This is a genomic window from Actinomadura madurae, assembly GCF_900115095.1.
Taxonomy (GTDB): domain Bacteria; phylum Actinomycetota; class Actinomycetes; order Streptosporangiales; family Streptosporangiaceae; genus Spirillospora; species Spirillospora madurae.
On sequence record NZ_FOVH01000008.1, the window covers coordinates 289,602 to 314,471 of the forward strand.

At 71.8% G+C, this 24,870-nt stretch carries 23 protein-coding genes and 2 tRNA genes; 7 read left to right on the forward strand and 18 right to left on the reverse strand.

Features of this window, described 5'->3' with window-relative positions; genetic code table 11:
- Positions 1-12: 12 nt before the first annotated feature.
- The 3 genes from BM339_RS23420 to BM339_RS52335 all read right to left on the reverse strand — a co-directional run bounded on the left by BM339_RS23420 (position 13) and on the right by BM339_RS52335 (position 3,050).
- Positions 13-2,058 (reverse strand): AAA family ATPase, encoded by a 2,046-nt coding sequence (locus BM339_RS23420; RefSeq protein WP_075022201.1) that lies wholly within the window; start codon positions 2,056-2,058, stop codon positions 13-15.
- A gap of 248 nt (positions 2,059-2,306) precedes the next feature.
- A tRNA-Met gene (locus BM339_RS23425) sits at positions 2,307-2,380 on the reverse strand.
- Positions 2,358-3,050, reverse strand: coding sequence for a TetR family transcriptional regulator (locus BM339_RS52335; RefSeq protein WP_075022202.1), 693 nt, complete (start codon positions 3,048-3,050; stop codon positions 2,358-2,360). Before BM339_RS52335 ends, BM339_RS23425 begins: the two co-directional genes overlap by 23 nt.
- 58 nt (positions 3,051-3,108) lie before the next feature.
- Here BM339_RS52335 and BM339_RS23435 point away from each other — a divergent pair, with 58 nt between their 5' ends.
- Positions 3,109-4,314 carry a cytochrome P450 gene (locus BM339_RS23435; RefSeq protein ID WP_075022203.1) on the forward strand — a complete coding sequence of 402 codons (1,206 nt, stop codon included), beginning with the start codon at positions 3,109-3,111 and terminating at the stop codon, positions 4,312-4,314.
- 7 nt (positions 4,315-4,321) lie between these two features.
- Here the strand turns inward: BM339_RS23435 and pruA are convergent, their stop codons facing one another.
- On the reverse strand, positions 4,322-5,953 hold the full coding sequence (gene pruA / locus BM339_RS23440) for an L-glutamate gamma-semialdehyde dehydrogenase (RefSeq protein ID WP_075022204.1): 1,632 nt from the start codon (positions 5,951-5,953) through the stop codon (positions 4,322-4,324).
- A gap of 15 nt (positions 5,954-5,968) precedes the next feature.
- Positions 5,969-6,877, reverse strand: a complete 909-nt coding sequence (locus BM339_RS23445) for a proline dehydrogenase family protein (RefSeq protein WP_024935772.1) — start codon at positions 6,875-6,877, stop codon at positions 5,969-5,971.
- Positions 6,878-6,992: 115 nt separating this feature from the next.
- Between BM339_RS23445 and BM339_RS23450 the strand changes: the two genes are divergently transcribed.
- On the forward strand, positions 6,993-8,084 hold the full coding sequence (locus BM339_RS23450) for a PucR family transcriptional regulator (RefSeq protein WP_075022205.1): 1,092 nt from the start codon (positions 6,993-6,995) through the stop codon (positions 8,082-8,084).
- A gap of 23 nt (positions 8,085-8,107) precedes the next feature.
- Here BM339_RS23450 and BM339_RS23455 read toward each other — a convergent pair whose 3' ends face one another.
- The 5 genes from BM339_RS23455 to BM339_RS23475 all read right to left on the reverse strand — a co-directional run bounded on the left by BM339_RS23455 (position 8,108) and on the right by BM339_RS23475 (position 12,214).
- Positions 8,108-9,682, reverse strand: coding sequence for an acyl-CoA synthetase (locus BM339_RS23455; protein ID WP_075022206.1), 1,575 nt, complete (start codon positions 9,680-9,682; stop codon positions 8,108-8,110).
- 317 nt (positions 9,683-9,999) lie between these two features.
- Positions 10,000-10,073: transfer RNA gene (locus BM339_RS23460), tRNA-Met, on the reverse strand.
- 51 nt (positions 10,074-10,124) lie between these two features.
- Positions 10,125-11,174: a YlbL family protein gene (locus BM339_RS23465; protein WP_024935771.1), complete on the reverse strand. Its 1,050-nt coding sequence runs from the start codon at positions 11,172-11,174 to the stop codon at positions 10,125-10,127.
- A gap of 27 nt (positions 11,175-11,201) precedes the next feature.
- Positions 11,202-11,651 (reverse strand): molybdenum cofactor biosynthesis protein MoaE, encoded by a 450-nt coding sequence (locus BM339_RS23470; RefSeq protein ID WP_177287760.1) that lies wholly within the window; start codon positions 11,649-11,651, stop codon positions 11,202-11,204.
- A gap of 26 nt (positions 11,652-11,677) precedes the next feature.
- A complete protein-coding gene (locus tag BM339_RS23475; RefSeq protein WP_075022208.1) occupies positions 11,678-12,214 on the reverse strand; it encodes a PPA1309 family protein in 537 nt (178 codons plus the stop codon).
- Positions 12,215-12,332: 118 nt separating this feature from the next.
- Here BM339_RS23475 and BM339_RS23480 point away from each other — a divergent pair, with 118 nt between their 5' ends.
- On the forward strand, positions 12,333-15,251 hold the full coding sequence (locus BM339_RS23480) for a UPF0182 family membrane protein (RefSeq protein ID WP_075022209.1): 2,919 nt from the start codon (positions 12,333-12,335) through the stop codon (positions 15,249-15,251).
- 26 nt (positions 15,252-15,277) lie between these two features.
- Here the strand turns inward: BM339_RS23480 and BM339_RS23485 are convergent, their stop codons facing one another.
- Positions 15,278-16,360, reverse strand: a complete 1,083-nt coding sequence (locus BM339_RS23485; RefSeq protein WP_021593930.1) for an NAD-dependent epimerase/dehydratase family protein — start codon at positions 16,358-16,360, stop codon at positions 15,278-15,280.
- An 89-nt stretch (positions 16,361-16,449) separates the two neighbouring features.
- Between BM339_RS23485 and BM339_RS23490 the strand changes: the two genes are divergently transcribed.
- The 3 genes from BM339_RS23490 (at position 16,450) to BM339_RS23495 (ending at position 18,841) form a co-directional block, all read left to right on the forward strand.
- Complete coding sequence (locus BM339_RS23490) at positions 16,450-17,883, forward strand: zinc-dependent metalloprotease (RefSeq protein WP_075022210.1); 1,434 nt, start codon at positions 16,450-16,452, stop codon at positions 17,881-17,883.
- Positions 17,880-18,056, forward strand: coding sequence for a hypothetical protein (locus tag BM339_RS50010; RefSeq protein WP_161791035.1), 177 nt, complete (start codon positions 17,880-17,882; stop codon positions 18,054-18,056). The genes BM339_RS23490 and BM339_RS50010 overlap by 4 nt, the downstream gene beginning before the upstream one ends.
- Positions 18,057-18,289: 233 nt before the next feature.
- Complete coding sequence (locus tag BM339_RS23495) at positions 18,290-18,841, forward strand: NUDIX hydrolase (RefSeq protein ID WP_052357685.1); 552 nt, start codon at positions 18,290-18,292, stop codon at positions 18,839-18,841.
- A gap of 30 nt (positions 18,842-18,871) precedes the next feature.
- On the opposite strand, the gene BM339_RS23500 is transcribed toward BM339_RS23495, so the two are convergent.
- The 3 genes from BM339_RS23500 to BM339_RS23510 form a co-directional block, all read right to left on the reverse strand.
- Entirely contained in the window at positions 18,872-19,534 is a 663-nt protein-coding gene (locus BM339_RS23500) for a hypothetical protein (protein WP_256255424.1), read from the reverse strand.
- The gene (locus BM339_RS23505; protein ID WP_021600290.1) at positions 19,531-20,076 is read right to left on the reverse strand and encodes a M48 metallopeptidase family protein; all 546 of its coding nucleotides are present in this window, start codon (positions 20,074-20,076) and stop codon (positions 19,531-19,533) included. Before BM339_RS23505 ends, BM339_RS23500 begins: the two co-directional genes overlap by 4 nt.
- Before the next feature lie 182 nt (positions 20,077-20,258).
- The gene (locus BM339_RS23510; protein WP_021600291.1) at positions 20,259-21,059 is read right to left on the reverse strand and encodes an enoyl-CoA hydratase/isomerase family protein; all 801 of its coding nucleotides are present in this window, start codon (positions 21,057-21,059) and stop codon (positions 20,259-20,261) included.
- A 171-nt stretch (positions 21,060-21,230) separates the two neighbouring features.
- Here BM339_RS23510 and BM339_RS23515 point away from each other — a divergent pair, with 171 nt between their 5' ends.
- On the forward strand, positions 21,231-22,562 hold the full coding sequence (locus BM339_RS23515) for an ABC1 kinase family protein (protein WP_075022274.1): 1,332 nt from the start codon (positions 21,231-21,233) through the stop codon (positions 22,560-22,562).
- Between the two features lie 177 nt (positions 22,563-22,739).
- On the opposite strand, the gene BM339_RS23520 is transcribed toward BM339_RS23515, so the two are convergent.
- The 4 genes from BM339_RS23520 to tesB form a co-directional block, all read right to left on the reverse strand.
- A complete protein-coding gene (locus BM339_RS23520; protein WP_143118566.1) occupies positions 22,740-22,937 on the reverse strand; it encodes a hypothetical protein in 198 nt (65 codons plus the stop codon).
- Positions 22,938-23,032: 95 nt separating this feature from the next.
- A complete protein-coding gene (locus BM339_RS23525; protein ID WP_052357680.1) occupies positions 23,033-23,311 on the reverse strand; it encodes a WhiB family transcriptional regulator in 279 nt (92 codons plus the stop codon).
- A gap of 120 nt (positions 23,312-23,431) precedes the next feature.
- Positions 23,432-23,752 carry a hypothetical protein gene (locus BM339_RS23530; protein WP_143118567.1) on the reverse strand — a complete coding sequence of 107 codons (321 nt, stop codon included), beginning with the start codon at positions 23,750-23,752 and terminating at the stop codon, positions 23,432-23,434.
- Between the two features lie 223 nt (positions 23,753-23,975).
- The gene (tesB, locus tag BM339_RS23535; protein WP_021595738.1) at positions 23,976-24,845 is read right to left on the reverse strand and encodes an acyl-CoA thioesterase II; all 870 of its coding nucleotides are present in this window, start codon (positions 24,843-24,845) and stop codon (positions 23,976-23,978) included.
- Positions 24,846-24,870 lie beyond the last annotated feature (25 nt).

Here is a 24,870-nt window from a genome sequence, read left to right on the forward strand (position 1 = left end):
GCGGCCCGCTGTTCACTCACCAGGCCGGCTGCTGTCCACCTGGTGGCCGGTTCCGTAGACCTCCCGCTCCCACAGGACCGCGACGATCCGTTCGACGGCCCGGTTGCGGTGCCTCCGGTAGGTGCTGAACGGCAGCCCGAGCATCTCGGCGGCCCGTTCCTGGGTGGCGGCCGGCCGCAGGAACGTGCGGTCGACGACCCGGTACAGCGATTCCTCCCGCGGATCCTCCCGCAGCACCCCGGCGGCCTCTTCGATCAGCCTCCGCAGCGACGCGGCGGGATCGTCGTCCGACCGGACGAGCCTCGACCGGGCCAGAGGGTTGTCCAGCAGCCGGGCGGGGCGGTGCAAGTCGCGGAGCGCGCCGCGGACGGCGTCGGCGAACTCCTGCTGCGACAGCACGAGCTCGGGCGCGGCGACCGTGGCGGCGGTGACGGGCGCGCCCAGCTCCCGCTCGGCGGTGAGCGCGAGCCAGTCGTCGACGCCGAGCACGCGCCAGTCGTGCGCGTACACGTCGTAGAGCCGTCCGCCCACCCGGTAGGACGCCTCGGGCGCGTGGTGGAAGTCGAAGAAGGACAGCAGCGGGTCCCAGTAGTCCCGCTCGGACGGGACGGTGACGAGGTCCCACGCCTGGCCGGAGCGGGTGATGATCTCCTGCCCGTGCCAGAGCCGGATCATGGTCTCCGACCGGGAGGGCCGCTGCTCAGGCTCGGCGTCCACGAAGAACCGCCAGGCCAGCACGCCCTCTCCGGGCCGGGGCGGCGCGTGCCGGTGGACGTGGCCCCACATCGCCGCGGTCCCCGGGTCGGCCCGGAGGTCCTCCTCGTCGGCCTCGTGCAGGGCCAGGTAGGCGGCATACCCGAAGGCTTCGCCCGCCTCGTCGCGGAACACCCCGAACGCCCCCGGCTGCCGCTCGGCCCACCGCGCCGCGTACGCGGCCTGCTCCTCCCCCTGTTCCTTGCGGGTCATGGCGACGACGGTTCCGACGTCCCCCTCCCGGAGCCTGGAGACGGACACGTGCCCGAGCCCGGCGAGCCGCCAGTAGCCCAGGACGACCGGATGGTGGCGGCTGAGGAACATGATGTCGGCGACGGCCTGGTGCCGGACCTGATCGTCGTCCCGGACCGTCCGCGCACGCTCGACGAAGCGGGCCCGCAGCCCCCGGTGCAGCTCCGCGTACCGTTCGGGATCGCGCCAGCGGAGGTCGGCGTCGAGGATGTCGCGGACGACGTCGTGAGGGAAGACCCCGAACTCGCGTTCCTCGACGAACGACAGGGTCCGCAGCCACCGGAACAGCGGCCCGGCGTCCTCACCCACCATCTCCCGCAGCAGATCCTCGGTGGTGAACCGGGCGTGCGCGCAGATCTGCAGCGCCTCCCGGTGCCGCGCTCCCGGCACGTCCTCGACCAGCCGCCCGAGCAGCGCGCGCACGACGTCCGGCACACCGCTCAGCGCCCCCGGCACGTCCTGCCGCCGCCGGATGAGGTCGACGAGCAGCGAGAGCGTGAGCGGATGCCCGTGCGCCAGCCGCAGGACGCGCTCGTGCAGCTCGGCGGGGACACCCTCGACCCGCAGGTAGGAGCGGGTGTCCTCGGGGCTGAGGTTGCGCAGCGACACGACCCGGAGCAGCTCGTGCCATCCCGCGTCGGCGACCCACCGGGCGGGCGGCGCGTCCCTTCCGGCGATGACGACGACGGTGTCGGCGGGCAGCCCCGGGATGAAGCGCTCCCGCACCCAGTCGTCCAGCGGGGCGAGCAGCTCGTAGGTGTCGATGAGGATCGCGTGCCGTTCCCGGGGCGCCTCGACGGCCCGCAGGAACGCCGCGGGCTCGGGCGTCAGGGTCCGCGCGTCCACCGTCACGGGCACGACACCGGCCTCCCGAGCGGCCTCCGCCATCTCCCCCAGCAGCGCGCTCTTCCCGACACCACCGGGCCCGTGCAGGAACAGGACGGAGAAGTCCCCGTCAGCGAGCGCCGTCCGGAACAGCTCGATCTCCCCGCCCCGCCCAACGAACCGCCGCCGCCGAGCCCGCCGAAGCCGATCCCCGACCGTCCGCTCCAATGGAATCTCCCAAAAGAACCCGATGCCCCAACGTAACCGGCAAGAGAACCCCCCACCACCCGAGGGGCAGGGGACGAAGCCCCGGGGGGCCAGGGGCGAAGCCCGGGGGGACAGGGGGCGGGCCCCCGGGGGCGGGCGGGTGGGGGATGGCGGAGGCACAGGGGGCTCCGGGGGATCGTCCCCCGGGCGAAATGCGAAGGGCCCGCGGGGAAGCCGCAAAGCGGCGACCACACGGACCCCAGGACCAGTAGCGGGGGCAGGATTTGAACCTGCGACCTCTGGGTTATGAGCCCAGCGAGCTACCGAACTGCTCCACCCCGCGGTGATGTCTTAACTGTATTGGGCGGGGGTGGCTTAGGCAAACCGGTTTCGGGCGGGGCGGCGTGGAGGGCCGCGGTGAGCATGGCGGTGAGGTCGGTGACGAAGGTGTCGTGGGTGAGGAGGGTGTGGTCGTGGCCGGTCGGGTCGATGCGTCCGGTGCGGTCGGCGAGGGCGGCGGTGAGGAAGGCGATGAAGAGGGAGATGCGTTCGAGGGCGAGGGGTTCGGGGAGGGTGGCGCGGCAGGCGGTTTCGAGGAGGTGGAGTTGTTCGCGGAGGGCGATGCCTTCGATGAGGGGCGGGGTGCGGTGGTCGCGGATTCCGGCGCGTCCGGCGAGTTGTGCGGTGATGCGGAGGAAGTCGCGGCCGTGTTCGGTGCGGAGTTCGTCGGCGGTGGGGTGGACGATGGCGGCGACGATGGCGTGGAGGTCGCGGGTGTGGAGGCCGGGGAGGGTGGCGGCGCGGGCGGGTTCCATGCGGGTGATGCCGGCGTGGAGGATGGCGTCGAGGAGGCCGGCGCGGGAGCCGAAGTGGTAGGTGATGGCGGAGTCGTTGCCCTGTCCGGCTTGGGCGACGATGTCTCGGGTGCGGGCCGCGTCGATGCCGTGGGCGGCGAAGAGCCGGGCTCCGGCGCGGATGAGGGCGTCGCGGGTGGCTCTTGCGTCTTTCGGCATGCCGATGATACTAACGGAATGCGTTAATAACGCTTCCCGTTAGTACGGAGGCCGCGCCATGGCGGACGTCTACGACCCGTTCGATCCCGGCTTCCAGGCCGACCCGTATCCCGCGTACCGGCGGCTCCGGGACGACGACCCGGTCCATCACCACGACGATCCGCCGTTCTGGGCGTTGTCCCGGTTCGAGGACATCTGGGCGGCGACGCGAGACGCGGACGCGTTCTCGTCCGCGCAGGGTCTGACGTTCTATCCGGACGAGATCGGCACGCTGGGCCTCGCCCCCACGATCGTGATGCTGGATCCGCCGCGGCACACCGTCCTGCGGCGCCTGATCAGCCACGGTTTCACCCCGCGCCGGATCGCCGCCCTGGAGGACCTTCTCCGCGAGTTCGCCCGCTCCAGGATCAGGCTGATGGAGAGCAAGGCGGCCGAGGGCGATACCCCTGACCTGCACCGTGACTTCTCGTCGCCCGTCCCGACCTTCGCACTGGCCCACCTGCTGGGCGTCCCCGAGGCGGACCGCGCGCGATTCGATCCGTGGGTGAGCGCGCTGACGACCCTGCAGGACGACGGGTTCGGCCTCACGGCGCTGAGGGACGACGCGACGGCGGCCGTGGCGGAGATGTTCGCCTACTTCTCCGACGTGATCGCCGCGCGCCGCGCCGATCCGTCCGACGATCTGATCAGCGCGCTGACGACCGCGGAGGTGGACGGGGAGCGCCTGACCGATTGGGACGTCCTCGGGTTCTGCTTCGTCATGGTCGCGGGCGGCAACGACACGACCGGCAACCTGATCTCGCACGGCGTGGCGCTTCTCGACGGCGACCACGTCCAGCGCGAGCGGCTGGCGGCCGACCCGTCCCTGATCCCGAACGCGCTGGTGGAGTTCCTCCGCCTGGAGGCATCGGTGCAGGCGCTCGCCCGCACCACGACGCGTCCCGTGACGCTCCACGGCAGGGAGATCCCGGAGGGCGAGAAGGTGATGATGCTGTTCGGGTCGGCGAACAGGGACGAGCGCGAGTTCGGCCCGTCCGCCGGCGAGCTGGACGTCACCCGGGAGATCCCGCGTCACCTGGGCTTCTCCAGCGGCGTGCACTTCTGCATCGGCTCGCACCTGGCGAAGCTCCAGGCCCGCGTCGCGCTCGAAGAACTGCTGGGCGCGCATCCGCGCGCGGGCGTCGACCTGGAGAACGCGCGGCGGATCTCCTCCCCCTTCACCCGCGGCTGGGTCTCGCTCCCGGCCACGGGCATCGGGGCTTGACGGGCGCCTACCCCATGTGGGGGTACCGGTAGTCGGTCGGCGGGACGAACGTCTCCTTGATCGAGCGCGGCGACGTCCAGCGGAGCAGGTTGAACACCGATCCGGCCTTGTCGTTGGTGCCGGACGCCCGCGCGCCGCCGAACGGCTGCTGCCCGACGACGGCGCCGGTGGGCTTGTCGTTGATGTAGAAGTTGCCGGCCGCGAATCGGAGCGCCTCGGCCGTGCGTGCGGCGGCGGCCCGGTCGGTGGCGATGACGGCGCCGGTCAGCGCGTACGCGGCGACGGACTCCATCTGCGCGAGCATCTCCTCGTACCGGTCGTCCTCGTAGACGTGCACGCCGAGGATGGGCCCGAAGTACTCGTCCCTGAACATCTCGTTCTCGGGGTCGCCGGAGACGAGCACGGTCGGCCGGACGAAGTATCCGACGGAGTCGTCGTAGGTCCCGCCCGCGACGACCTCGACGTCCGGGTCGGCGTGGGCCCGGTCGATCGCCGCCTTGCTCTTGGCGAACGCCCGCTCGTCGATCACGGCACCCATGAAGTTGGACAGGTCGGCGACGTCCCCCATGCTGAGCGCGTCGACCTCGGCAGCCAGTTCCTCCCTCAACCCACCGTCCCAGATGGACCGCGGGACGTAGGCCCGGGACGCGGCGGAGCACTTCTGCCCCTGGTATTCGAACGCGCCCCGCACGAGCGCGGTCTTGAGGACGGCCCGGTCCGCGGACGGGTGCGCGACGACGAAGTCCTTGCCGCCCGTCTCCCCCACGATCCGCGGGTAGCCCCGGAACTTCTCGATGTTGTTCCCGACCGTCTTCCACAGGTGCCGGAACGTCGCGGTGGAGCCCGTGAAGTGGATCCCCGCCAGATCGGGGTGCTGGAGCGCCACGTCCGACACCGCGAGCCCGTCACCGGTCACGAGGTTGATGACGCCGTCCGGCAGCCCGGCCTCCTCCAGCAGCCTCATCAGCAGGACGGCCGAGTAGGTCTGGGTGGGCGACGGCTTCCACACCACCACGTTGCCCATCAGCGCGGGCGCCGTCGGCAGGTTCCCGGCGATCGCGGTGAAGTTGAACGGGGTGATCGCGTAGACGAACCCCTCCAGCGGCCGGTGGTCGGACCGGTTCCAGACGCCGTCGCCGCTGATCGGCTGCTCGGCGAGGATCCGGCGGGCGAAGTGCACGTTGAACCGCCAGAAGTCGACCAGCTCGCACGGGCTGTCGATCTCCGCCTGCTGGACGGTCTTGGACTGCCCGAGCATCGTCGCGGCGAGCAGCGTCTCCCGCCACGGCCCGGCCAGCAGGTCGGCGGCCCGCAGGAAGATCGCAGCCCGGTCGTCGAACGACAGCGCCCGCCAGGCCGGTGCGGCCTGGAGCGCCGCGGCGATGGCGTCCCGCGCGTCGTCCCGCGTGGCGGTGCCGAACGTCCCGAGGACGGACGCGTGCCGGTGCGGCCGCACGACGGCGACCTTGGTCCCGCCGCCGAGCCGCCGCTCGCCCCCGATCGTCATGGGCAGGTCGATCGGCGCCTCGGCGGTCAGCTCGGCGAGCCGGGCCTCCAGCCGGGCCCGCTCGGCGCTGCCGGGCGCATATCCGCGCACCGGCTCGTTCACCGGCGTGGGCACGTTGGTCACGGCGTCCATGAAAGGAAACCCTCCTTAGCGGGAGACGAACGAACGGAGAAAGAAGGCGAGGTTGGCGGGCCGTTCGGCGAGCCGCCGCATGAAGTACCCGTACCAGTCGGCCCCGTACGGGACGTAGACGCGCATCCGGTGGTCCTGGGCCAGCCGCCGCTGCTCGGCGGCCCGGATCCCATAGAGCATCTGGAACTCGTAAGAAGAGGGCGACCTCCCGGCCGCGAGCACCTGGGCGATCTCGATGATCCGCGGGTCGTGGCTCCCGACCATCGGGTATCCGTTCCCCCGCATCAGAACCCGGAGCGCCCGCACGTAGGCGCGGTCGATCTCCCGCCGGCTCTGGAAGGCCACCGAGGAGGGCTCCGCGTAGGCGCCCTTCACGAGCCGCACACGCGAGCCCTCGCCCGCCAGCTCCCGCAGGTCCCCCTCGGTGCGCCGCAGCATCGCCTGGATGGCGACCCCCACCCACGGGAAGTCGCCGCGGAGCTTGCCGAGGATCTCCAGCGTCGAGTCGACGGTCGTGTGGTCCTCCATGTCCAGCGTGACGGTCATGCCGACCCGTCCCGCCGCGGCGCAGATCTCCCGCGCGTGGTCGAGAGCGAGATCTCCCGGCAGCGCCTGCCCCAGCGCCGAGAGCTTCACCGACGCGTCCGCGCCCGCCGCGAGCCCCTGCTCCTCGAACGCCGAGAACAGCCGCAGGTAGGCGTCCCGCGTGGCAACGGCCTGGGCGGCCTCCCGGGTGTGCTCCCCCAGATGATCAAGGGTCACGGCGAGACCATCGCCCGAAAGCCCCCGCACCACCTCCAGCGCGGCGCCCAGATCATCGCCCGCGACGAACCGGTCGACGACCCCCCTGGTCAGGGGCACCGAGGTGACGAGATCGCGCATCCGCTCGCTGCGCGCCGCGACCAGAAGCACAGAACCGAGCATGAAGGCCTCCAACGCCGAGGAACACCTCGCACGTTAGGAGCAGCACCCCCAACCCCCTATAGTCAAATGCCACTTTCATCAGCCACCATCTTCATACAAACGTAAGAAGGAACCGATGGCACCCGACCTTCAGGAGATCGTGGAACAGGCGGCCGACCTCCTCCGCGCACCCGCGACCCTGGAGGACCGCGACTTCCACCTGGTCGCCTACGCCGCCCACGGCGACACGATCGACCCCGTCCGGACGGCCTCGATCCTGCACCGCCGCGCCACCGAGGCCGTCCGCGCCCGCTTCGAACGCCACGGCATCGCCCGCGCGACGGGCCCGGTCCGCATCCCGGCCGACACGTCCCTCGGCCAGCTCGGCCGCCTGTGCCTGCCCGCCCGCTGGAACAACGTCACCTACGGCTACCTCTGGCTCCTGGACGACGAAGAGCGCATCACCGGCGACCAGGCGGCGGAGGCCATGCCCCTCTGCGAGCGCGCCGGCCTCCTCATGGCCCGCCAGGTCCGGGAGCGCGACGACCTCGGCTACAAGGTGGCGGACCTGCTCTCCGCCCATGCCGACGTCCGCACCCAGGCGGCCGACGACCTCACCGACGCGAAGGCGGCCGACCCGCCCCTCACGGTGGCCGTCCTGCGAACCCCGAGCCCCGAGCCCCTCAACCCGTGGCTGCTCCCCCACTCGGTCCTGACCACGGTCTGGCAGCGCGACCACGTCCTGCTCATCCCGGCCTCGACGAACACCGCGACCACCCTCACCAGGGCCCGCCGCCTCCTGGAGGAGCGCCACGCCCCCGTCCAGGCGGGCCTGTACTCCCCCTGCCCCACCTTGGACGACGTCAACGAGGGCTGGCTCCGGGCCCGCGTGGCCGCCCGCACCGCCGCCCCGGGCGAGACCCGCGACTGGACGTCCCTAGGCGTCCTCCGCCTCCTCCACACCGCAGGCGACGAGGCCCTGACACAAACCACCCAAACCGAAGGCACAAAACGCCTTCTCCACAACCAGGACCTCACCAAAACGGCCCGCACGTACCTGGACCTAGCAGGCAACGTCCAGCAAACAGCCAAAGCCCTGAACATCCACCGCCAAACCCTCTACCACCGCCTACGCCGCATAGAAGCCCTGACGAACCTCACCCTCACCAACGGCCAAGACCGCCTGACCCTCCACCTGGCCCTAACCCTCTCCCCCCACATCGACTGACCGGAAAGCACCAACGCCATAGATCAGGTCTCGGCAAGCCCCGCATGCCGCGTGCGGAGGTCGCGCTTGAGGATTTTGCCGCTGGGGTTCTTCGGCAGGGAGTCGGCGAACACGACGTACTTGGGCCGCTTGTACGGCGCCAGCCGCTCGCGCGTGTGCGCGTGGACGTCATCAACGCTCAACAACACACCGGCCTTCGGGACGACCACGGCGGTGACGGCCTCGATCCAGTGCGGGTGGCTGATGCCGAAGACGGCGACCTCGGCCACGCCGTCCAGCTCATAGATAGCCTCTTCGACCTCGCGGCTGGCGACGTTCTCGCCACCGGTCTTGATCATGTCCTTCTTCCGGTCGACCACCGAAAGGTGGCCGTCCTCGGTCATGACGCCGAGGTCGCCGGAGTGGAACCATCCGCCGCGGAACGCCTCGGCGGTCTTCTCCTCGTCGCGGTAGTACCCCAGGGCGGCGTGCGGGCTCCGGTGGACGATCTCGCCGACCTGACCCGCCGGAACGGGCTCGCCGGAGTCGTCGACGAGCATGGTCTCGACGTTGATCGCGGCGCGTCCCGCGCTGCCCGCCCGCTCCAGTTGCTCGTGCGGGCGCAGGATCGTCGCGAGCGGCGCCATCTCCGTCTGCCCGTAGAAGTTCCACAGCCGCACGTCCGGCAGGCGCCGCATCATCTCCCGCAGCACCTCGACGGGCATGGGCGAGGCCCCGTAGTACCCCTTCCGCAGGCTCGACAGATCCCGCTTGTCGAAGTCGGGATGCCGCAGCAGCGAGATCCAGACGGTGGGCGGGCAGAAGAGCTTGGTCACCTTCTCCCGCTCGATCGTCTCCAGCAGCACCGCGGGGTCGGGCCCGGGCAGGATGATGCTGGTCGCCCCCAGGTACACGTCGACCGAGAAGAAGCAGTCGAGCTGCGCGCAGTGGTACATCGGCAGGGTGTGCACCTCGATGTCGTCCGGGCTCATCTCCCCGTCGATCACGCAGCTCACGTACTGGCTGATCAGCGACCGGCTCGACAGCATCACGCCCTTGGGCCGCGACTCGGTGCCGGACGTGTACATGAGCCGCAGCGGATCATCGTCCCCCACGAGGACGTCCGGAGCCGCGTCAGCTCCTTCGGACCACCAGGCGTCAACGTCCTCCCACCCCCGAGCAGGTGCCGCCCCCGACAACGAGATCCATCCACGCGCACCACCTTCGATCCCCGCGATGGCCAGCGCCTTCTCCGCTGTCGAGGCGAGCGCGTCCTCCGCGACGATCCCGGACGCTCCGGAGTGCCCGAGGATGTAGGCGATCTCGTCGGCGTTCAGCATGAAGTTCACGGGGACGAGCACCACGCCGAGCCGGGCGGTGGCGAAGGTGAGCACCGCGTACTGCCAGCAGTTGTGGCCGAGCAGCGCGAGCCGGTCCCCTTTCCGCAGCCCCCGCGCCGCCAGCGCGTGCGCGGCCCGGTTCACGGCGACGTCGAACTCGGCGTAGGTGACCCGGAGGTCCCCGCTGACAACGGCCACCTTCCCCGGATACCGCCGCGCCGTCCGATGCAGCAGATCCCCCACCGAGTGCTGCCGAGCACGCCCGACCGCGTCCGCCATAAAGACCCACCTTCCCCACAAACCCCCAGGTGAGGGGCCAAGAGGGTAGATCCTAACCACACCCCCGACCTTCGAGACACCCCCGAAAAGGGGGACCCCGACCGGCGAGAGAAGGCGGCGAAGCCCCAGGGGACAGGGGGCGGGCCCCCGGGGGGACAGGAGGCGAAGCCCCGGGGGGACAGGGGGCGGGGCCCCCGGGGGCGGGCGGGTGGGGGATGGCGGAGGCACAGGGGGCTCCGGGGGATCGTCCCCCGGGCGAAATGCGAAGGGCCCGCGGGGAAGCCGCAAAGCGGCGACCACACGGACCCCAGGACCAGTAGCGGGGGCAGGATTTGAACCTGCGACCTCTGGGTTATGAGCCCAGCGAGCTACCGAACTGCTCCACCCCGCGGTGATGGTTCGAGTCTATGGCATGGGGCGGAGTGGTCGGGACGGGTGCGGGTCATTTGGTGCAGGCGGGGACGGCGCCTTGGCCGGTGTTGAGGGCGTCGATGGCCTTGAGGGTGGTGTCGAGGGTGTCGGCGCGGACGAGGCGGAGGCCGTCGGGGCGGGCGTTCATGGCGTCGGCGCAGTTGTCCTTGGGGGTGAGGAAGACGGTGGCGCCGGCCTGGCGGGCGGCGATCATCTTCTGCTGGATGCCGCCGATGGGGCCGACCTGGCCTTCGGGGGTGATGGTTCCGGTGCCGGCGATGAAGGCGCCGCGGGTGAGGGGGCCTTCGGTGAGTTTGTCGACGATGGCGAGGGAGAACATGAGGCCGGCGGAGGGGCCGCCGATGTCGCCGATGCTGATGTCGATCTTGAAGGGGAACTTGTACTGGTCGGACAGGACGATGCCGACGACGGCGCGCTTGCCGGTGGGGTCGGCGGCGGTCTTGATGGTGGCCTTCTGCTCCGTGCCGGCGCGCTTGTAGGTGACCTGGACGCTGTCGCCGATCTTGTGCTTGGCCATGGCGCCGGTGATCTGGGAGACGCTGGTGACCTTGGCCCCGTCGAGTGCGGTGATCTCGTCGCCGGGTTTGAGGACGCCGTCGGCGGGGCGTCCCTTCTGGACGCCGTCGACGACGGCGCGGGTGGTGACGGGGATGCGGAGCTGGTGGAGGGCGGCGGCTTCGGCGCTCTGCTGGGAGTCCTGCATCGCCTGGGTGTTCTCCTGGTCGACCTGCTTGGGCGACTCGTCCTTGGGGAAGATCGTCTCTTCGGGGACGATGGCGGTGTCGCCGGCGATCCAGCCGCGGAGGGCGGTGAACAGGTCGATGCGGCCGCCGGGGCCGCCGCGGTAGGTGACGGTGGTGAAGTTGAGGTTCCCCTCGACCGGGTAGGTCCGCCGGCCTTCGATCCTGATGAGGGGCTGTCCCTTGTCGTCGGTGCCGAGGGTGTTGCGCGTCGGTCCGGGCATCAGCGCGACGTAGGGGACGCGCATGACGGAGCCGATGACGGCGAGGAGAAGGACGAGCACGCTCGCGACGCTGAGCGTGGTGGCACGACGAGACATGCCGGAAACTCTATGCGGTTCGGGCGCTCAGCAGGCTCCGACCCACTCGTCGCCGCCGTCGGCGAAGGTCTGGTGCTTCCAGATGGGGACGGTCGCCTTGAGGTCGTCGATGAGGCGCCGGCAGGCGGCGAACGCCTCGCCCCGGTGGGGGCAGGACGCGGCGACGACGACGGCGATGTCGCCGATGTCCAGGTCGCCGACGCGGTGGAGGGCGGCGAGCCCGAGGACGGGGAAGTCGGCGGCGACCTTCTCCATGACGGCGCGGAGTTCGCGTTCGACGGTGGGGTGGGCGCTGTAGAAAAGGGCGGTGACGGCGCGGGCGTGGTCGGTGTCGCGGACGGTGCCGACGAACACGGCGGTGCCGCCGGCGCCGGGGGCGCCGACGGCGGCGTAGACCTCGTCGACGGACAGCGGGGTGTCCCGGACGCCGATCAGCTTGATGACGTCTCCGCCGGTCTGCGGGGCGCTGTGGCTCACGTCCCGCAGGCTACCTCCCGGCGGGGCTACTCCTGCGGGTGCGTGCCGGGTTCGTCGGGTTCGAGGGTGGCGGCGAGGGCTTCGGCGAGGGCCGGGACGAGGTCGGGGCCGGTGAGGACCTCGTCGTCGGTGTCGTGGCGGCGGAGCCTGAGGGCGGAGTGCCGGGCGCCGCCGCGCAGGACGCCGACGACCATGCGCACGTCCTCGCGTCCGGGGTGGGACGCGGCGTAGGCGGCGGCCTCGTCCTCGTCCTCGGGGATCTCGTCCTCGGCGCCGGGCGGCAGGACGACGCGTTCCAGGACGAGGGCGCAGCCTTCGACGGCGTCGGGCCAGGCGATGGTGGCGAGGGCGTCCTCGACGGTGTCCCGGTCGGGGAGGGCGGGTTGTTCGAGCGCGGCGAGCGTGTCAGCGTCGGGGTGCAGGCCGAGCTGGTCGGCGAGGTCGGGTTCGGCGCGGCGCAGTTCGGTGCTGCGGACGAGGGCGTAGAGGCGGGGGGCGGTGTCCCAGCCCTCCTGAGCCGAATGACGTTCCAGGTCCAGCACGACTTCTTCCAGAAGACTCACGGGCCCATCTTTCCCCCTTCCGGGCGGGAGGAATGCGGGAACCCCCGTGCCAGTCGGTAAGTTGCATCTACAGCACCGGCGGGAGGCCGGTGGGCGAGATCTCGATCGGAGGGGCCTCTTGACCTTCCGGACTCCCGGTTTCGGGCGCCGGCTCGGTTCCGGACGTACCCGGCTCGCGCTGCCGGTTCTGGTGGCGCTTGCCGTGCTGCTGGTCGCTTTCATGGTCCTCACGGCCATGTACACGGATCTGCTCTGGTATCGGTCGATCGGTTTCTCGTCGGTCTACACGACGCAGTTGCAGGCCAAACTCGTCCTCTTCTTCGGCGCCGGGCTGCTGATGACGGTGGTGGTGGGCGCGAACGTGCTGGTCGCGTACCGGCTGCGCCCGGCGTACCGGCCGCTGTCGGTCGAGCAGCAGGGCCTGGAGCGGTACCGGGCTGTGATCGATCCGCGGCGGCGCCTGATCTCGGGCGCGCTCCTCGGCCTGCTCGGGGTGCTGACCGGCTCGTCGGTGGCGGGCCAGTGGCCGGTGTGGCTGGCGTTCCTGAACCGGACGCCGTTCGGCGTGGAGGATCCGCAGTTCCACAAGGACGTGTCGTTCTACGTCTTCACGTACCCGTTCCTGCGCCTCGTCCTCGGGGTGGTCTTCGCGACGGTGATCTTGTCGATCATCGCCGCGGTGATGGTGCACTACCTGTACGGGGGGCTGCGGCTGCAGGGGCCGGGCGACAAGGCGAGCCCGCCCGCGCGGGCGCATCTGTCGGTGCTGTTCGGCGTGTTCATCCTGCTGAAGGCGGTCGCGTACTGGTTCGACCGGTACGGGCTGGTGCATTCCGAGCGGGGCGTGGCGACGGGCGCGGCCTACACCGACGTGAACGCGCTGCTGCCGGCGAAGACGATCCTGTTCGTGATCGCGCTGCTGTGCGCGGCGATGTTCTTCGGCAACCTGCTGCGGCGCGGCATGATGCTGCCCGGGGTCGGGTTCACGCTGCTGGTCCTGTCGGCGATCCTGCTGGGCGGGGTGTACCCGCTGCTGATCGAGCAGTTCCAGGTGAAGCCGGACCAGCTGGCCAAGGAGCGCCGGTACATCGAGCGGAACATCAAGTACACCCGGATGGCCTACGGGGTGGACGGGGCGCGGGTCGTCCCGTACGGGTCGCAGCCGGTGACCGACAAGACGAAGCTGCAGAAGGAGGCCGACAGCCTGGGCGGCGTGCGCGTCCTCGACCCGAACGTCGTGGGCGAGACGTTCCAGCAGCTGCAGCGGATCCGCCCGTTCTACCGGTTCCCCGACACGCTGGACGTGGACCGCTACCAGGTGGACGGCAAGCCGGTCGACACGGTGGTGGCGCTGCGCGAGCTGTCCGGTGCTCCGGCGGGGCAGCGCAGCTGGGTGAAGGACCACATGGTCTACACGCACGGCTACGGGTTCGTGTCCGCCTTCGGGGACCGGTTCGCGTCCCGGGAGCCGAGCTTCATCACGCGGGACATGCCCGCGTCCCCGAACCAGGGGATCAGGGTGGCGCAGCCGGAGATCTACTTCGGGGAGCGGTCGCCGCGGTACTCGGTGGTCGGCGGGCGCGGCCAGCAGGAGCTGAACTACCCGGACAACAGCCAGTCGGGGCAGCAGAGCAACACCTATGACGGGCAGGGCGGCGTCCCCATCGACTCGTTCATGCACAAGCTGCTGTACTCGGCGAAGTTCGGGGACAAGAACCTGCTGCTGTCGGGGGCGATCAACAAGAACGCCAAGATCCTCTACGACCGGTCGCCGCGGGAGATGGTGCAGAAGGCCGCGCCGTGGCTGACGCTGGACGGCGACCCGTACCCGGCGGTGGTGAACGGCCGCATCCTGTGGATCGTGGACGGCTACACGACGTCCAACAGCTACCCGTACTCGGAGGAGATGAGCCTCGGCGAGGCCACCCGCGACACGATCACCGACACGCGGTCGGCGGTGGCGCGGCAGGCCGACGACCACATCAACTACCTGCGGAACTCGGTGAAGGCCACGGTGGACGCCTACGACGGCACCGTCCACCTGTACCAGTGGGACGAGAACGACCCGATCACCAAGACGTGGATGAAGGTGTTCGACGGGACGGTGCAGCCGCGCTCGTCGATCCCGCCGGAGCTGGAGTCGCACTTCCGCTACCCGCAGGACCAGTTCAAGGTGCAGCGGAAGATCCTCACGAAGTACCACGTGACGGACCCGTCGGCGTTCTACAACGGCGAGGGCTTCTGGGAGGTCCCGCAGGACCCGAGCGCCAAGGGCAAGCGGCAGCCGCCCTACTACCAGAGCCTCCGGATGCCGGGCCAGGACGCCGCGGCGTTCTCGCTGACGACGGTGTTCAACCCGCGGGGCAACCCCCAACTGGCGGCCTTCATGGCGGTCGGGTCGACGCCGGGGAGCGACTACGGGCAGATCGAGATCCTGCAGATGCCGCGGAACGCGCAGCCGGCGGGCCCGGGGCAGGTGCAGAACTCGTTCGAGACGGACTCGAAGGTGAAGAACGACCTGTTCTACCTGAGACAGGGCGGGACGAAGACCGTCCCGGGCAACCTGCTGACGATCCCCTTCGGGGGGAGCCTGCTGTACGTCGAGCCGATGTACACGAAGGCGGCGGGCGGTTCCGAGCAGCAGCCGTACCCGATCCTCGGCAAGATCCTGGTGCGCTACGGGGAGAGCATCGCCGCGGCCGACACGCTGGAGGACGCGCTGAAGCAGGTCCTCGGCGGGGCGAGCGCGGCGCCGGCCAACCCGACGGCGCCGCCGTCCGGGCAGCAGCTGAGCGCGGAGGCGCAGAAGGCGATCGGCGATCTGCAGAAGGCCGTGACGGACTACGAGAACGCCCAGAAGAAGGGCGACTATCCCGGCATGGGCGACGCCTGGAAGCGGATCAAGGAGGCGCAGGCGGCGCTGGCGGCCGCGGGCAAGGCCGCGCCCAGCCCGTCGCCGAGCCCGTCCGGTTCGCCGTCCCCGTCGGGTTCGCCGTCCCCGTCAGGTTCGCCGAGCGCGACGCCGCCGTCGGACTGAGCGGGCACGGGCCCGACCGGCCCGGCCTACCGGCGGCGCTTGCGGGCGCGCCGGATCGCGGCGGCGGCGCCGATCGCGGCGACGGTCGCGCCCGCGGCGGTCGCCATGGTGGCCTCCTTGCCGCCGACGCGGCGCCCGACGACGGCGTGCCGTCCGGCGGTCTCCTCCATCACGGCGCGGAGCGCGGCGGCGTTGTCGTACATCGGCTTCCAGCCGGCGGCCCGCAGCCGCGCGCAGTCCACGGCCCACGGGTAGGCGACATAGTGCAGGTCGGTGGCGGGGGCGGGGGTCATGCCGAGCCGGTGCAGCCGCTGCGCCATCCCGAACGTCAGCGCCGCGGGCAGCTCGATGGGCCGCTTGCCGGTGATCTCGCCGACCTCCTCGGGGCCGAGCCAGCCCTCGCAGCCGACCGCGACCGGCCCGGTCACCTCGCCGGTGACGACGACGTCGAGGGCGGACGCGAGGTCCTCGACGTGGCAGAACTGCCAGCCGGGCGTGCTGCCCTTGACCGACAGCAGCCGGGGCGACTCGAAGTGCCGGGTGATGACGGTGTCGACGCCGGGCCCGGCGAGCGCGGCGGGGCGCACGACGGTGACGTCCAGCCCCGGGTGGGTGAGCGGCGCGGCGGCGGCCAGCTCCTCGATCTCCAGGTGGTCGCCGGCGATGGAGGTGCTGGCCTCGGCGAGCAGCGGCGCGTCCTCGTCGAGCGGCACCTCGTTTGCGGGACCCGCCCCGTACACCATCGCGGAGGTCACGAGCACGACCCGGCGGACGCGGGCGGCGGCCGCGGCGGTGACGACGGTCTGCGCGCCGCGGACGTTGTGGGTGCGGCGCTCCTTGGGGTCCACGTCCGGAGAGTGCTCGATGTCGAGGTTGACGATCACGTCCACGTCGGAGAGCCGTCCCGACAGCAGCGGGTCGCGGATGTCGACGACACGCCATGTGACTCCGGGCACGTCGCCGCGGTGCCCGTCGATGGCGACGACCTTGCGGATCTCTTCCCGTTCGGCGAGCCGGGCGGCCAGCAGCCGCCCCGCGCCGGTGGCCGCGCCGGTGACGGCGACGACCGGGCCCTTGCTACGCCGAGGGCGAACCTTGCCCGTTGCCACGGAGGTGCCCCCTTCCTTGTGTACGCGACCTTGCCGGGACCGGCTAACGTTGCGGATATGAGCCCATCATGCATCCCAGGGGCAAACCGATGAGTGACACTCCGTTCGGCTTCAACCGTCCCGGCAACGGTGACGACGACGACCGGCCCCAGGATCCATTCAAGGGCATGGGCGGCGACATGGCGCAGTTCGCCGACATGCTGCACCGGTTCGCCGACATGATCGGCGCGCAGGGTGCGGGCGGCGCGGGTGGCGGCCCCCTGAACTGGGATCTGGCCAAGAACATCGCCCGGCACTCGGTGGTGGAGCAGGGCGACCCCTCGGTGGTGGACACCGAGCGCCGCCAGGTCGAGGAGGCGCTGCGCCTGGCCGAGCTGTGGCTGGACGAGCGCACGACGCTGCCGGCCGGCATCCGGACGCCGCAGGCGTGGAGCCGGTCGGAGTGGATCGAGCAGACGCTGCCGGTGTGGGCGAAGGTGTGCGACCCGATCGCGTCCCGCATGGTCGAGTCGATGGGCGGCGCGCTCGGCGGCGGCGAGATCCCCGCCGACGTGCAGGCGATGGCGGGCCCGCTGATCGGGATGGTCAAGCAGATGGCCGGGGCGATGGTCGGCGGCCAGGCCGGGCAGGCGCTCGGCGCGCTGGCCCGCGAGGTGACCGGCTCCGCCGACGTGGGGCTGCCGCTCGCGCCGGACGGCGTCGGCGCGCTGCTGCCCGCCGGCGTCGAGGCGTTCGGCGAGGGGCTGGAGGTCTCCGGCGACGAGGTGCGGCTGTACCTGGCGCTGCGCGAGGCGGCGCACCAGCGGCTGTTCGCCCACGTCCCGTGGCTGCGCTCGCACCTGCTGGGCGCGGTCGAGGAGTACGCGCGGGGCATCACCGTCGACCTGTCGGGCATCGAGCAGGCCGTCCAGGGGCTCGACCTCAGCAACCCGGAGGCGATCCAGGAGGCGCTCGGCGGCGAGATCCAGCTGCAGCCTGAGGAGACGCCGCGGCAGAAGGCGGCGCTGGCGCGCCTGGAGACCACGCTCGCGCTGGTCGAGGGCTGGGTCGACACGGTCGTGAACGAGGCCGCGGAGGGCCGGCTGCCCGGATCGGTGAAGCTGGCGGAGGCGGTGCGGCGGCGCCGCGCGACCGGCGGCCCGGCGGAGCGGACGTTCGCGACGCTGGTCGGCCTGGAGTTGCGGCCGCGCCGGCTGCGGGAGGCGGCGGCGCTGTGGCGGTCGCTGACCGAGGCGCGCGGCACCCAGGGCCGAGACGCGGTCTGGGACCATCCCGACCTGCTCCCGACGGCGTCCGACCTCGACGATCCCGAGGGGTTCGTCCACGGGCACGACGAGATCGAGGGCCTGTCGGACCTCGACCTGTCCAAGCTGACCAAGGAGCCGGGCGACGACGCGAAGCCCGCTGACGACGCCGAGCCGGCTGACGACGCGAAGCCTGACGACGACGCCAAGCCTGACGACGACGCCAAGCCCGACGACGACGCCGGGGGCCCGGACGGCGACGGCGGGCCGCGCGCATGAGCAGGTCCCGTCCGTCGCGCGTGAACGGCTGCCGGTACGAGCCGGGCTCGTCCACGAACGTGATCAGGCGGCGGATCGCGCGCGCGAGCCTGTGCTGGCAGCGGCCGATCGACCAGGAGCGCCGCCGCCGCCGTCCCGACAACTCCCGCTACCCGCGTATCGGCCGCGCATGAGGCGCGTGTCGCGGAGGGGCCGCAAGCGATCGGACGCGCGGCCGCCGGACCCGCAGCCTCCGGCCTCCGGGCTGCCCGGCGCCGGTTCGCCGGCCGCGGGCCCCGTCCGCCGCACTCCGGACGCGGAGCCGCCCGCGGCGGCGCCCGGTGCCCGGCGGCAACCGGGCGAGCCGTCCGCGGAGCCCGACGCGGGCGCCGTGCTCCGGTCGCCGGACGCGTCCGGATCGTGGTCGCTGACGCCGGGGTTCCTGTACAGGGACGCCGTGCGGGTGCTGTCGTCCTGGGAGGCGCCGGACGACCCGCAGGAGCGGCTGCGGCTCCGGTTCCTGCGCCACCTGGAGGAGCATCCCGCGGACGGCCTGTGGCGCGAGTGCGCGGACGGGCACATCACGGCCAGCACCGCCGTCCTCGACGCGTCCCGCACCCGGGTGCTGCTGACCCTGCACTCGAAGGTCAGGGCGTGGCTCCAGCTCGGCGGGCACTGCGAGCCCGGCGACCTGTCGCTCGCGGGCGCGGCGCTGCGGGAGGCCACCGAGGAGTCCGGCATCCCGGGCCTGCGGCTGCTGCCCGAGCCCGTCCAGCTGGACCGGCACGAGGTGCGCTGCCATCCGCAGGGCACCTGGCACCTGGACGTCCAGTACGTCGCGGTCGCCCCGCCCGGGGCCCGGCACGCGCTGTCGGACGAGTCGGACGATCTTCGCTGGTTCCCGGTGGACGAGCTGCCCGAGTCCGCCGACGAGGCCGTCCGGCGGCTGGTGGCGAGAGCGGTGCCGCAGAGCGGCTGAGGCGTTCGCCCCGTCCGTCGAGGGCCGTCGTCAGCGGCCGAGCGGATGCCCTTCCAGGAGGGCACGGGTGTTCTCCCACCCTTCCAGCCCGGGATCGAGAAGCCGCAGGTCGTCGAGGGTGCGGAGGCGATGCCAGGCGGGCCCCTGCGGCACCAGGCCGGGGCGGGGGGCGGCGGCGCGGAGCCGGGTGAGCGCGTCGGGGGTGTCGAGGTCGACGTCCCGCAGGGCGGTGACCAGCCATCCGGGCAGCGGGAGGCGAGCGGCGAGGGCGACCAGGCCGTGCCCCCCGGCGAGGGCGCCTTCGGCCCGGCAGGCGGCGGCCGGGGCGGAGCCGAGCGCGCGGAAGAGCTTGCCGATCAGCAGCGGCGGCAGGTCGGGGGCGTCCGGCGCGACCAGCGCGGCGGCGCCGGCGCCGAGGGCGTGCAGGGCCGCGAACGCTCCGGCCGGGGAGGGCTCGCGGAGGATCGGCGTACCGGGCCAGGTGACCGCCTCGGCGTCCGGCTGGTCGGGCGGGTCCAGGACAAGGGCGGACGTCACCAGTTCGAGCCCGGCGACGACCTCGTAGGTGTCCTCCAGCAGCGCGAGCCGGAACTCCTCCGGGTCGATCCCGGGCGGCACCGGGCGGGCCCCTTCCGGGGCGGGCCTGGCGAACACCGCGGCGAAACGCGCCGTGGGGCCGGGGGCCTCGGTCACCCGGCGGCCTCGTGCGGGAACTCGTCGCCGGGGTGCAGGCCGTCGCCGTGGTGGATGCCGGTGACGTCGTCCTCGTGGCTGTCGGCTTCGAGGGGCAGGTGCGCGGCGGCGGCGACGCCCTCCAGGTAGCCGCGGGCGCGGTCGGCCTTCGGGTAGTTGCCGACCAGCTCCCAGAAGTCGGCGCCGTGCCCGGGGATGAGCAGGTGCGCCAGCTCGTGGACCAGGACGTAGTCGACGACCCAGCCGGGCATGCCGCGCAGCCGGGTGGACAGCCGGATGGTGCCGTCGTCGGGCGTGCACGATCCCCAGCGGGCGCGCTGGTTGGCGACCCAGCGGACGCTGACCGGGTCGGCGCGGCCGTCCAGGTAGCGGCGGGACAGCTCGCGGGCACGGGCCTCAAGGTCGGCGTCGGACGGCCGCCGGCGGCGTTCCCGCTCTTCCAGCCGGTTCAGGATGGTCGCGATCCACTGTTCCTCTTCGGCCTTGCTCAGCCTGGACGGAACCATCACCACCACCTTGTCACCGTCACGGTAGGCGGACACGGTTCGCCGCCGTCTGGCGCTGCGGCGGACCTCAACGTTTGGGGGCACGCCAGAACCGTACTCGAAAATTTGCGTCCTCCACAGGGGGTGTTTGACGTTACCGCAGGTCAACCCCTATGTTTTTGACAGTTCTTCGAGGGTTTCCACAAACCCGGCAGAGGACGTGATCGGCATGCCCGGCTTTAGTCGCCGGTGAAATTCGGGCTGCGCTTCTCGCGCTGCGCGGCGAGCCCCTCCAACATGTCCCGGGACGACATGGTGACCGGCTGCGCGAGCGACTCCCAGCGCAGCGCCGACTCCATGTCGGGGTGGCCGCCGTTCGACAGCGCGACCTTGGTGAGCCGGGTCGCGATCGGCGCCTGCCCGGCGATCCGCTCGGCGACGCCGATCGTCTCGGCGAGCACGCCGGCGCGCGGGAAGGCCCGGTTGACCAGGCCCTGCTCGGCCGCCTCGGCGCCGGTGAGGACGCGTCCGGCCAGCAGCATCTCGCGGGCCAGCGGCAGCCCGGCGACCTCGGGGAACAGCCAGGTCGCGGCCATGCCGGGGTGCAGGCCGAGCGCGGTGAACGGGGCGAGCAGCTTGGCGTCGTCCGCCGCGTACCGCAGGTCGCAGGCCAGCGCGAGGCACAGGCCGGCGCCGACGGCGTGCCCGTTGACGGCGGCGATCGTCGGAACCTCAAGGTCGCGGATCGCCAGCCACGTCCGGTAGAACCCCAGCATCCGGTCGCGCAGCGGCGGGACGGCGACGGCCCCGGTGTCGGCGAGCCAGGACAGGTCGCCCCCGGAGCTGAACGCGCTCCCCGCGCCGGTCACCACGACGCACCGCAGCCCGGTGTCGGCGCGCAGCTCCGCGATGGTCCGCTTCCACGCGGCGGTCAGCTCGTCCGACATCGCGTTGCGGCGATCGGGATCGTTGAGCGTGAGGACGGCGACCCCGTCGGACCGGCGCTCGACCAGCAGCGCGTCGGCAGGCGTTTCGGACATGGCTGGCACCGTATCGTGCCCGCCCTGCCCCGCGCCGCCCGCCCCCGGCCGCGTGAGAAAGCGCACACTTACAGCGTTCGTCCAGGTCACAGCGGTTCGCACGGTTTGACAACGGCGATACTTGCGCTTGGTTGTGGCGTGAACGACAGTGCATCACCGACAATGGTCGGCGTGAGCGATCTTCCCCGCCGCGCGGTGACGCGGTCAGCAAAGCTGGCGTCCCTCCCCATCGGCTTCGCGGGGCGCACCGCCCTCGGCATGGGGAAGCGCACCTTCGGGCGATCGGCCGAGGCCGTGGCGATGGAGATCCAGACCCGGACCGCCGAGCAGCTGTTCACGGTGCTCGGCGAGCTCAAGGGCGGGGCGATGAAGCTCGGCCAGATGCTCTCGATCTTCGAGGCGGCGCTGCCGCCGGAGATCGCCGGGCCGTACCGCGCCACGCTGACCAGGCTGCAGGAGGCCGCTCCCCCGCTGCCCGCGGCGACCGTCCACACGGTGCTGGAGCAGTTCCTCGGCGAGGACTGGCGCGACTACTTCGAGTCGTTCGACGACCAGCCGGCCGCGGCGGCGTCCATCGGGCAGGTGCACCGCGCCGTCTGGCACGACGGCCGGGCCGTCGCGGTGAAGGTGCAGTACCCGGGCGCCGGCAAGGCGCTGATCAGCGACTTCAACCAGCTCGCCCGGCTCGGCCGGCTCTTCGGCGTGCTGATGCCCGGCCTGGACGTCAAGGCGATGCTCGCCGAACTCAAGGAGCGGGTGGCCGAGGAGCTCGACTACACGATCGAGGCCGAGTCCCAGCGGCTCTTCCGGGACGCCTACCTGGACGACCCCGACTTCTACATCCCCGAGGTCATCGCGCAGTCCGGCGACATCCTGATCACCGAGTGGATGGACGGCACCGCCCTCTCCAAGATCATCAGTGCGGGCGACCAGGAGACCCGCGACCACGCGGCCCTGCTGTACTGCCGGTTCCTGCTCTCCGGGCCGAAGCGCTCCGGGATGCTGCACGGCGACCCGCATCCCGGCAACTTCCGGCTGCTGGACGACGGCCGGCTCGGCGTCCTCGACTTCGGCGCCGTCGACCGCATCCCCGGCGGCTTCCAGCGGCGGCTCGGGCTGCTGCTGCGCATCGGCACGATGGCCGACATCGACGAGGTCGAGGAGGCCCTGCGCCGGGAGGACTTCATCCGTGAGGGCGTGCAGATCGACGCCGAGTCGCTGCAGGCGTTCCTCGCCCCGATCACCGAGCCGTTCATCAACGAGACCTTCAAGTTCAGCCGGGAGTGGCTGCGCGACATGGCCGCGCGGGTCACCGACCTCCGCCCCTCCAACGTCGTCCGGCAGCTGAACCTGCCACCCGAGTACGTGATCATCCACCGCGTCCTGTCGGCGGGCACCGGCGTCCTGTGCCAGCTGGAATGCGAGATCCCCGCCCGCGCCGAGTCCCTGAAGTGGGTCCCGGGCTTCGCCGACGACGAAGACGGCGAACTGATCACCAGTTAGGCGGCCTCCGCTCGTAGCGAGGCCCCGCGCACTGGTGGGGTGCGCGGGGCCTCGGCTTTCGCGCGACCGGTGAGTGGGCCACCGGACGCGCTCCATGTGCCCGCCGGGAGGCGTGCCGTCCGCCAAACCATCCAAGAAAGGACGGACGGCGGCCTGCGACCGGGCGGGCCGTCGGCTTCAGTGGCGGTGCCGCGGCGCCGGCACCTGCGCGTACGCCTCCCCCGTGGTCGGCGCGAGCAGGACGCGGGTCACGCGCGACGCCCTCGTGCGGGCCTGCCGGCGGGCCCGCCGCAGCGCGCGGACGCGGGCGGCCAGCTCGTCGGGCACGGTCGCCGGTATTCGCTCCCGGGACAGGTCCTGGCTGAGCAATGTCATCTCGTTCTCCCTGGCGGCCCGGAGGCGCGGTCCCCGCACGGGGGCCGCGCCTCCGGGGTCGGTCCGGTCGAGTGTCGTGGCGGGCATCAGGTGCCTCACACCGCCACTTCGTCCGGGCGCGGGTGCTTGCGCGGGCGGCCGCGCGGCCGCTTGCGCGGGACGATCACTCCGCGGACGAAGAGCTCGCCGCCCCAGACGCCCCAGGGCTCCTTGCGCTCGAGCGCGCCGGCGAGGCACTCCTTGCGGAGCGGGCACTCCAGGCACAGCGCCTTGGCGAGCTCGACGTCGGCGGGAGCCTCGGCGAAGAACAGCTCCGGGTCGGTCCGGCACGGAAGCGTGAGGTCCTCCTCGCTCACTGCGAGAGCCCCCTGCATCACAGTCACCCTTGTTCCTCTCGTTGGATCTCAACGGGCGTGTCGGTGGGTTGTCTGGGCAAAGAAGAAGGCCGCGGATCCGGTCTGGATCCGCGGCCTGGGGGCTTGCCGGTCGTCGTGCTAAACCGGTCGCCTCCAGGGGTACGGACCCGACACGCCACCCTTGGCGGTGACGCCCACGTGGGCCGTGGCCGGAGCCGGGACGCTCATGTCCTCGAGAAGGTGTTCGAAGACACTCCGCCCCAGGTCATCCTGGATTCGCTGCTCAAAGCGCTGCTCGCGCCAATTCGTGCCGCGCTGGTCACGCAGTCGCGTGCCGTACGCCGCGCCGTAGGCGGGCAGGCCGGGCTCCGAGACGCGCGTCATCAGGGCGCGGGAGATCGAGGCACCAGGGCATGCGGCGGTCCAGGAAGACCCGAGTTTCATCAACGTGTTGCTCACCGGACTGCACACCACCTCTCTGGTACCTCGGGCCGGGCCGGCGGATCCAAGATCCACACCGGTCGGCCGGTTGATTGCTCGCGACGAGCGTACGGGGATCCCGCGAAATCAACAAGATATTTTTGACCTGCGGTTTTGTGGGTCAGTTCACCCTCGTTCCGCAGAACCGGAGGCGCCCGCCGAGCGTCGAACCCTCCCGGGAGCCCCATATGGAGCGATCATCTCACGGGCGGGTGTCGGAGACCCGGATCAGGCCCTCCTGCATGACCGAGACGACCAGCTCCCCGGAGTGGGTGAACACCTGGCCGCGGGCGAGGCCCCGCGCGCCTCCGGCGAACGGCGTGTCCTGGTAGTACAGCAGCCAGTCGTCGGCGCGGAACGGCCGGTGGAACCACATGGCGTGGTCGAGGCTGGCCCCCATCGTCCGCTGGTCGCCCCAGGCCAGGCCGTGGTTGAGCAGGACGGTGTCGAGCAGCGTCATGTCCGAGGCGTAGGTCATGAGGCACACGTGCAGCAGCGGGTCGTCCGGCAGCTCGCCGTCCACCTTCAGCCACACCTTGGACTCGGGGGTGGCGAGGGACGGGTCCTTCGCCGCCTCCCACGTCAGCGGCGTCGCGTGCCGGATGTCGAACGGGCGGCGGTTGACGAACTCGCGGGCGCCGACCTCGCCGAACAGCGGGGTGAGGCGCGTCAGCCCGTCCGGCAGCGTCCCGGGCTCGGGCGCGTCCGGCATCGGCGCCTGGTGGGACGGCCCGTCCTCGGTGATCTGGAACGAGGCGGACAGCGTGAAGATCGCCTTGCCGTGCTGGACGGCGGTGACGCGGCGGGTGGTGAAGGACCGCCCGTCCCGGACCCGGTCGACGGTGTAGACGAGCGGGACCAGCGGGTCGCCGGGCCGGATGAAGTAGGCGTGCAGGGAGTGCACGGGCCGGTTCGCCGGGACGGTGCGCCCAGCGGCGACGAGCGCCTGCCCCGCCACCTGCCCGCCGAAGACGCGCTGCCGCCGCTCCTCGGGGCTGCGGCCGCGGAAGATGTCGTTCTCGATCTGCTCCAGGTCGAGCAGGTCCAGCAGTTCCTTCAGCGATTGCTTCACGGCCGCCAGTCTTCCCTATCGCCTC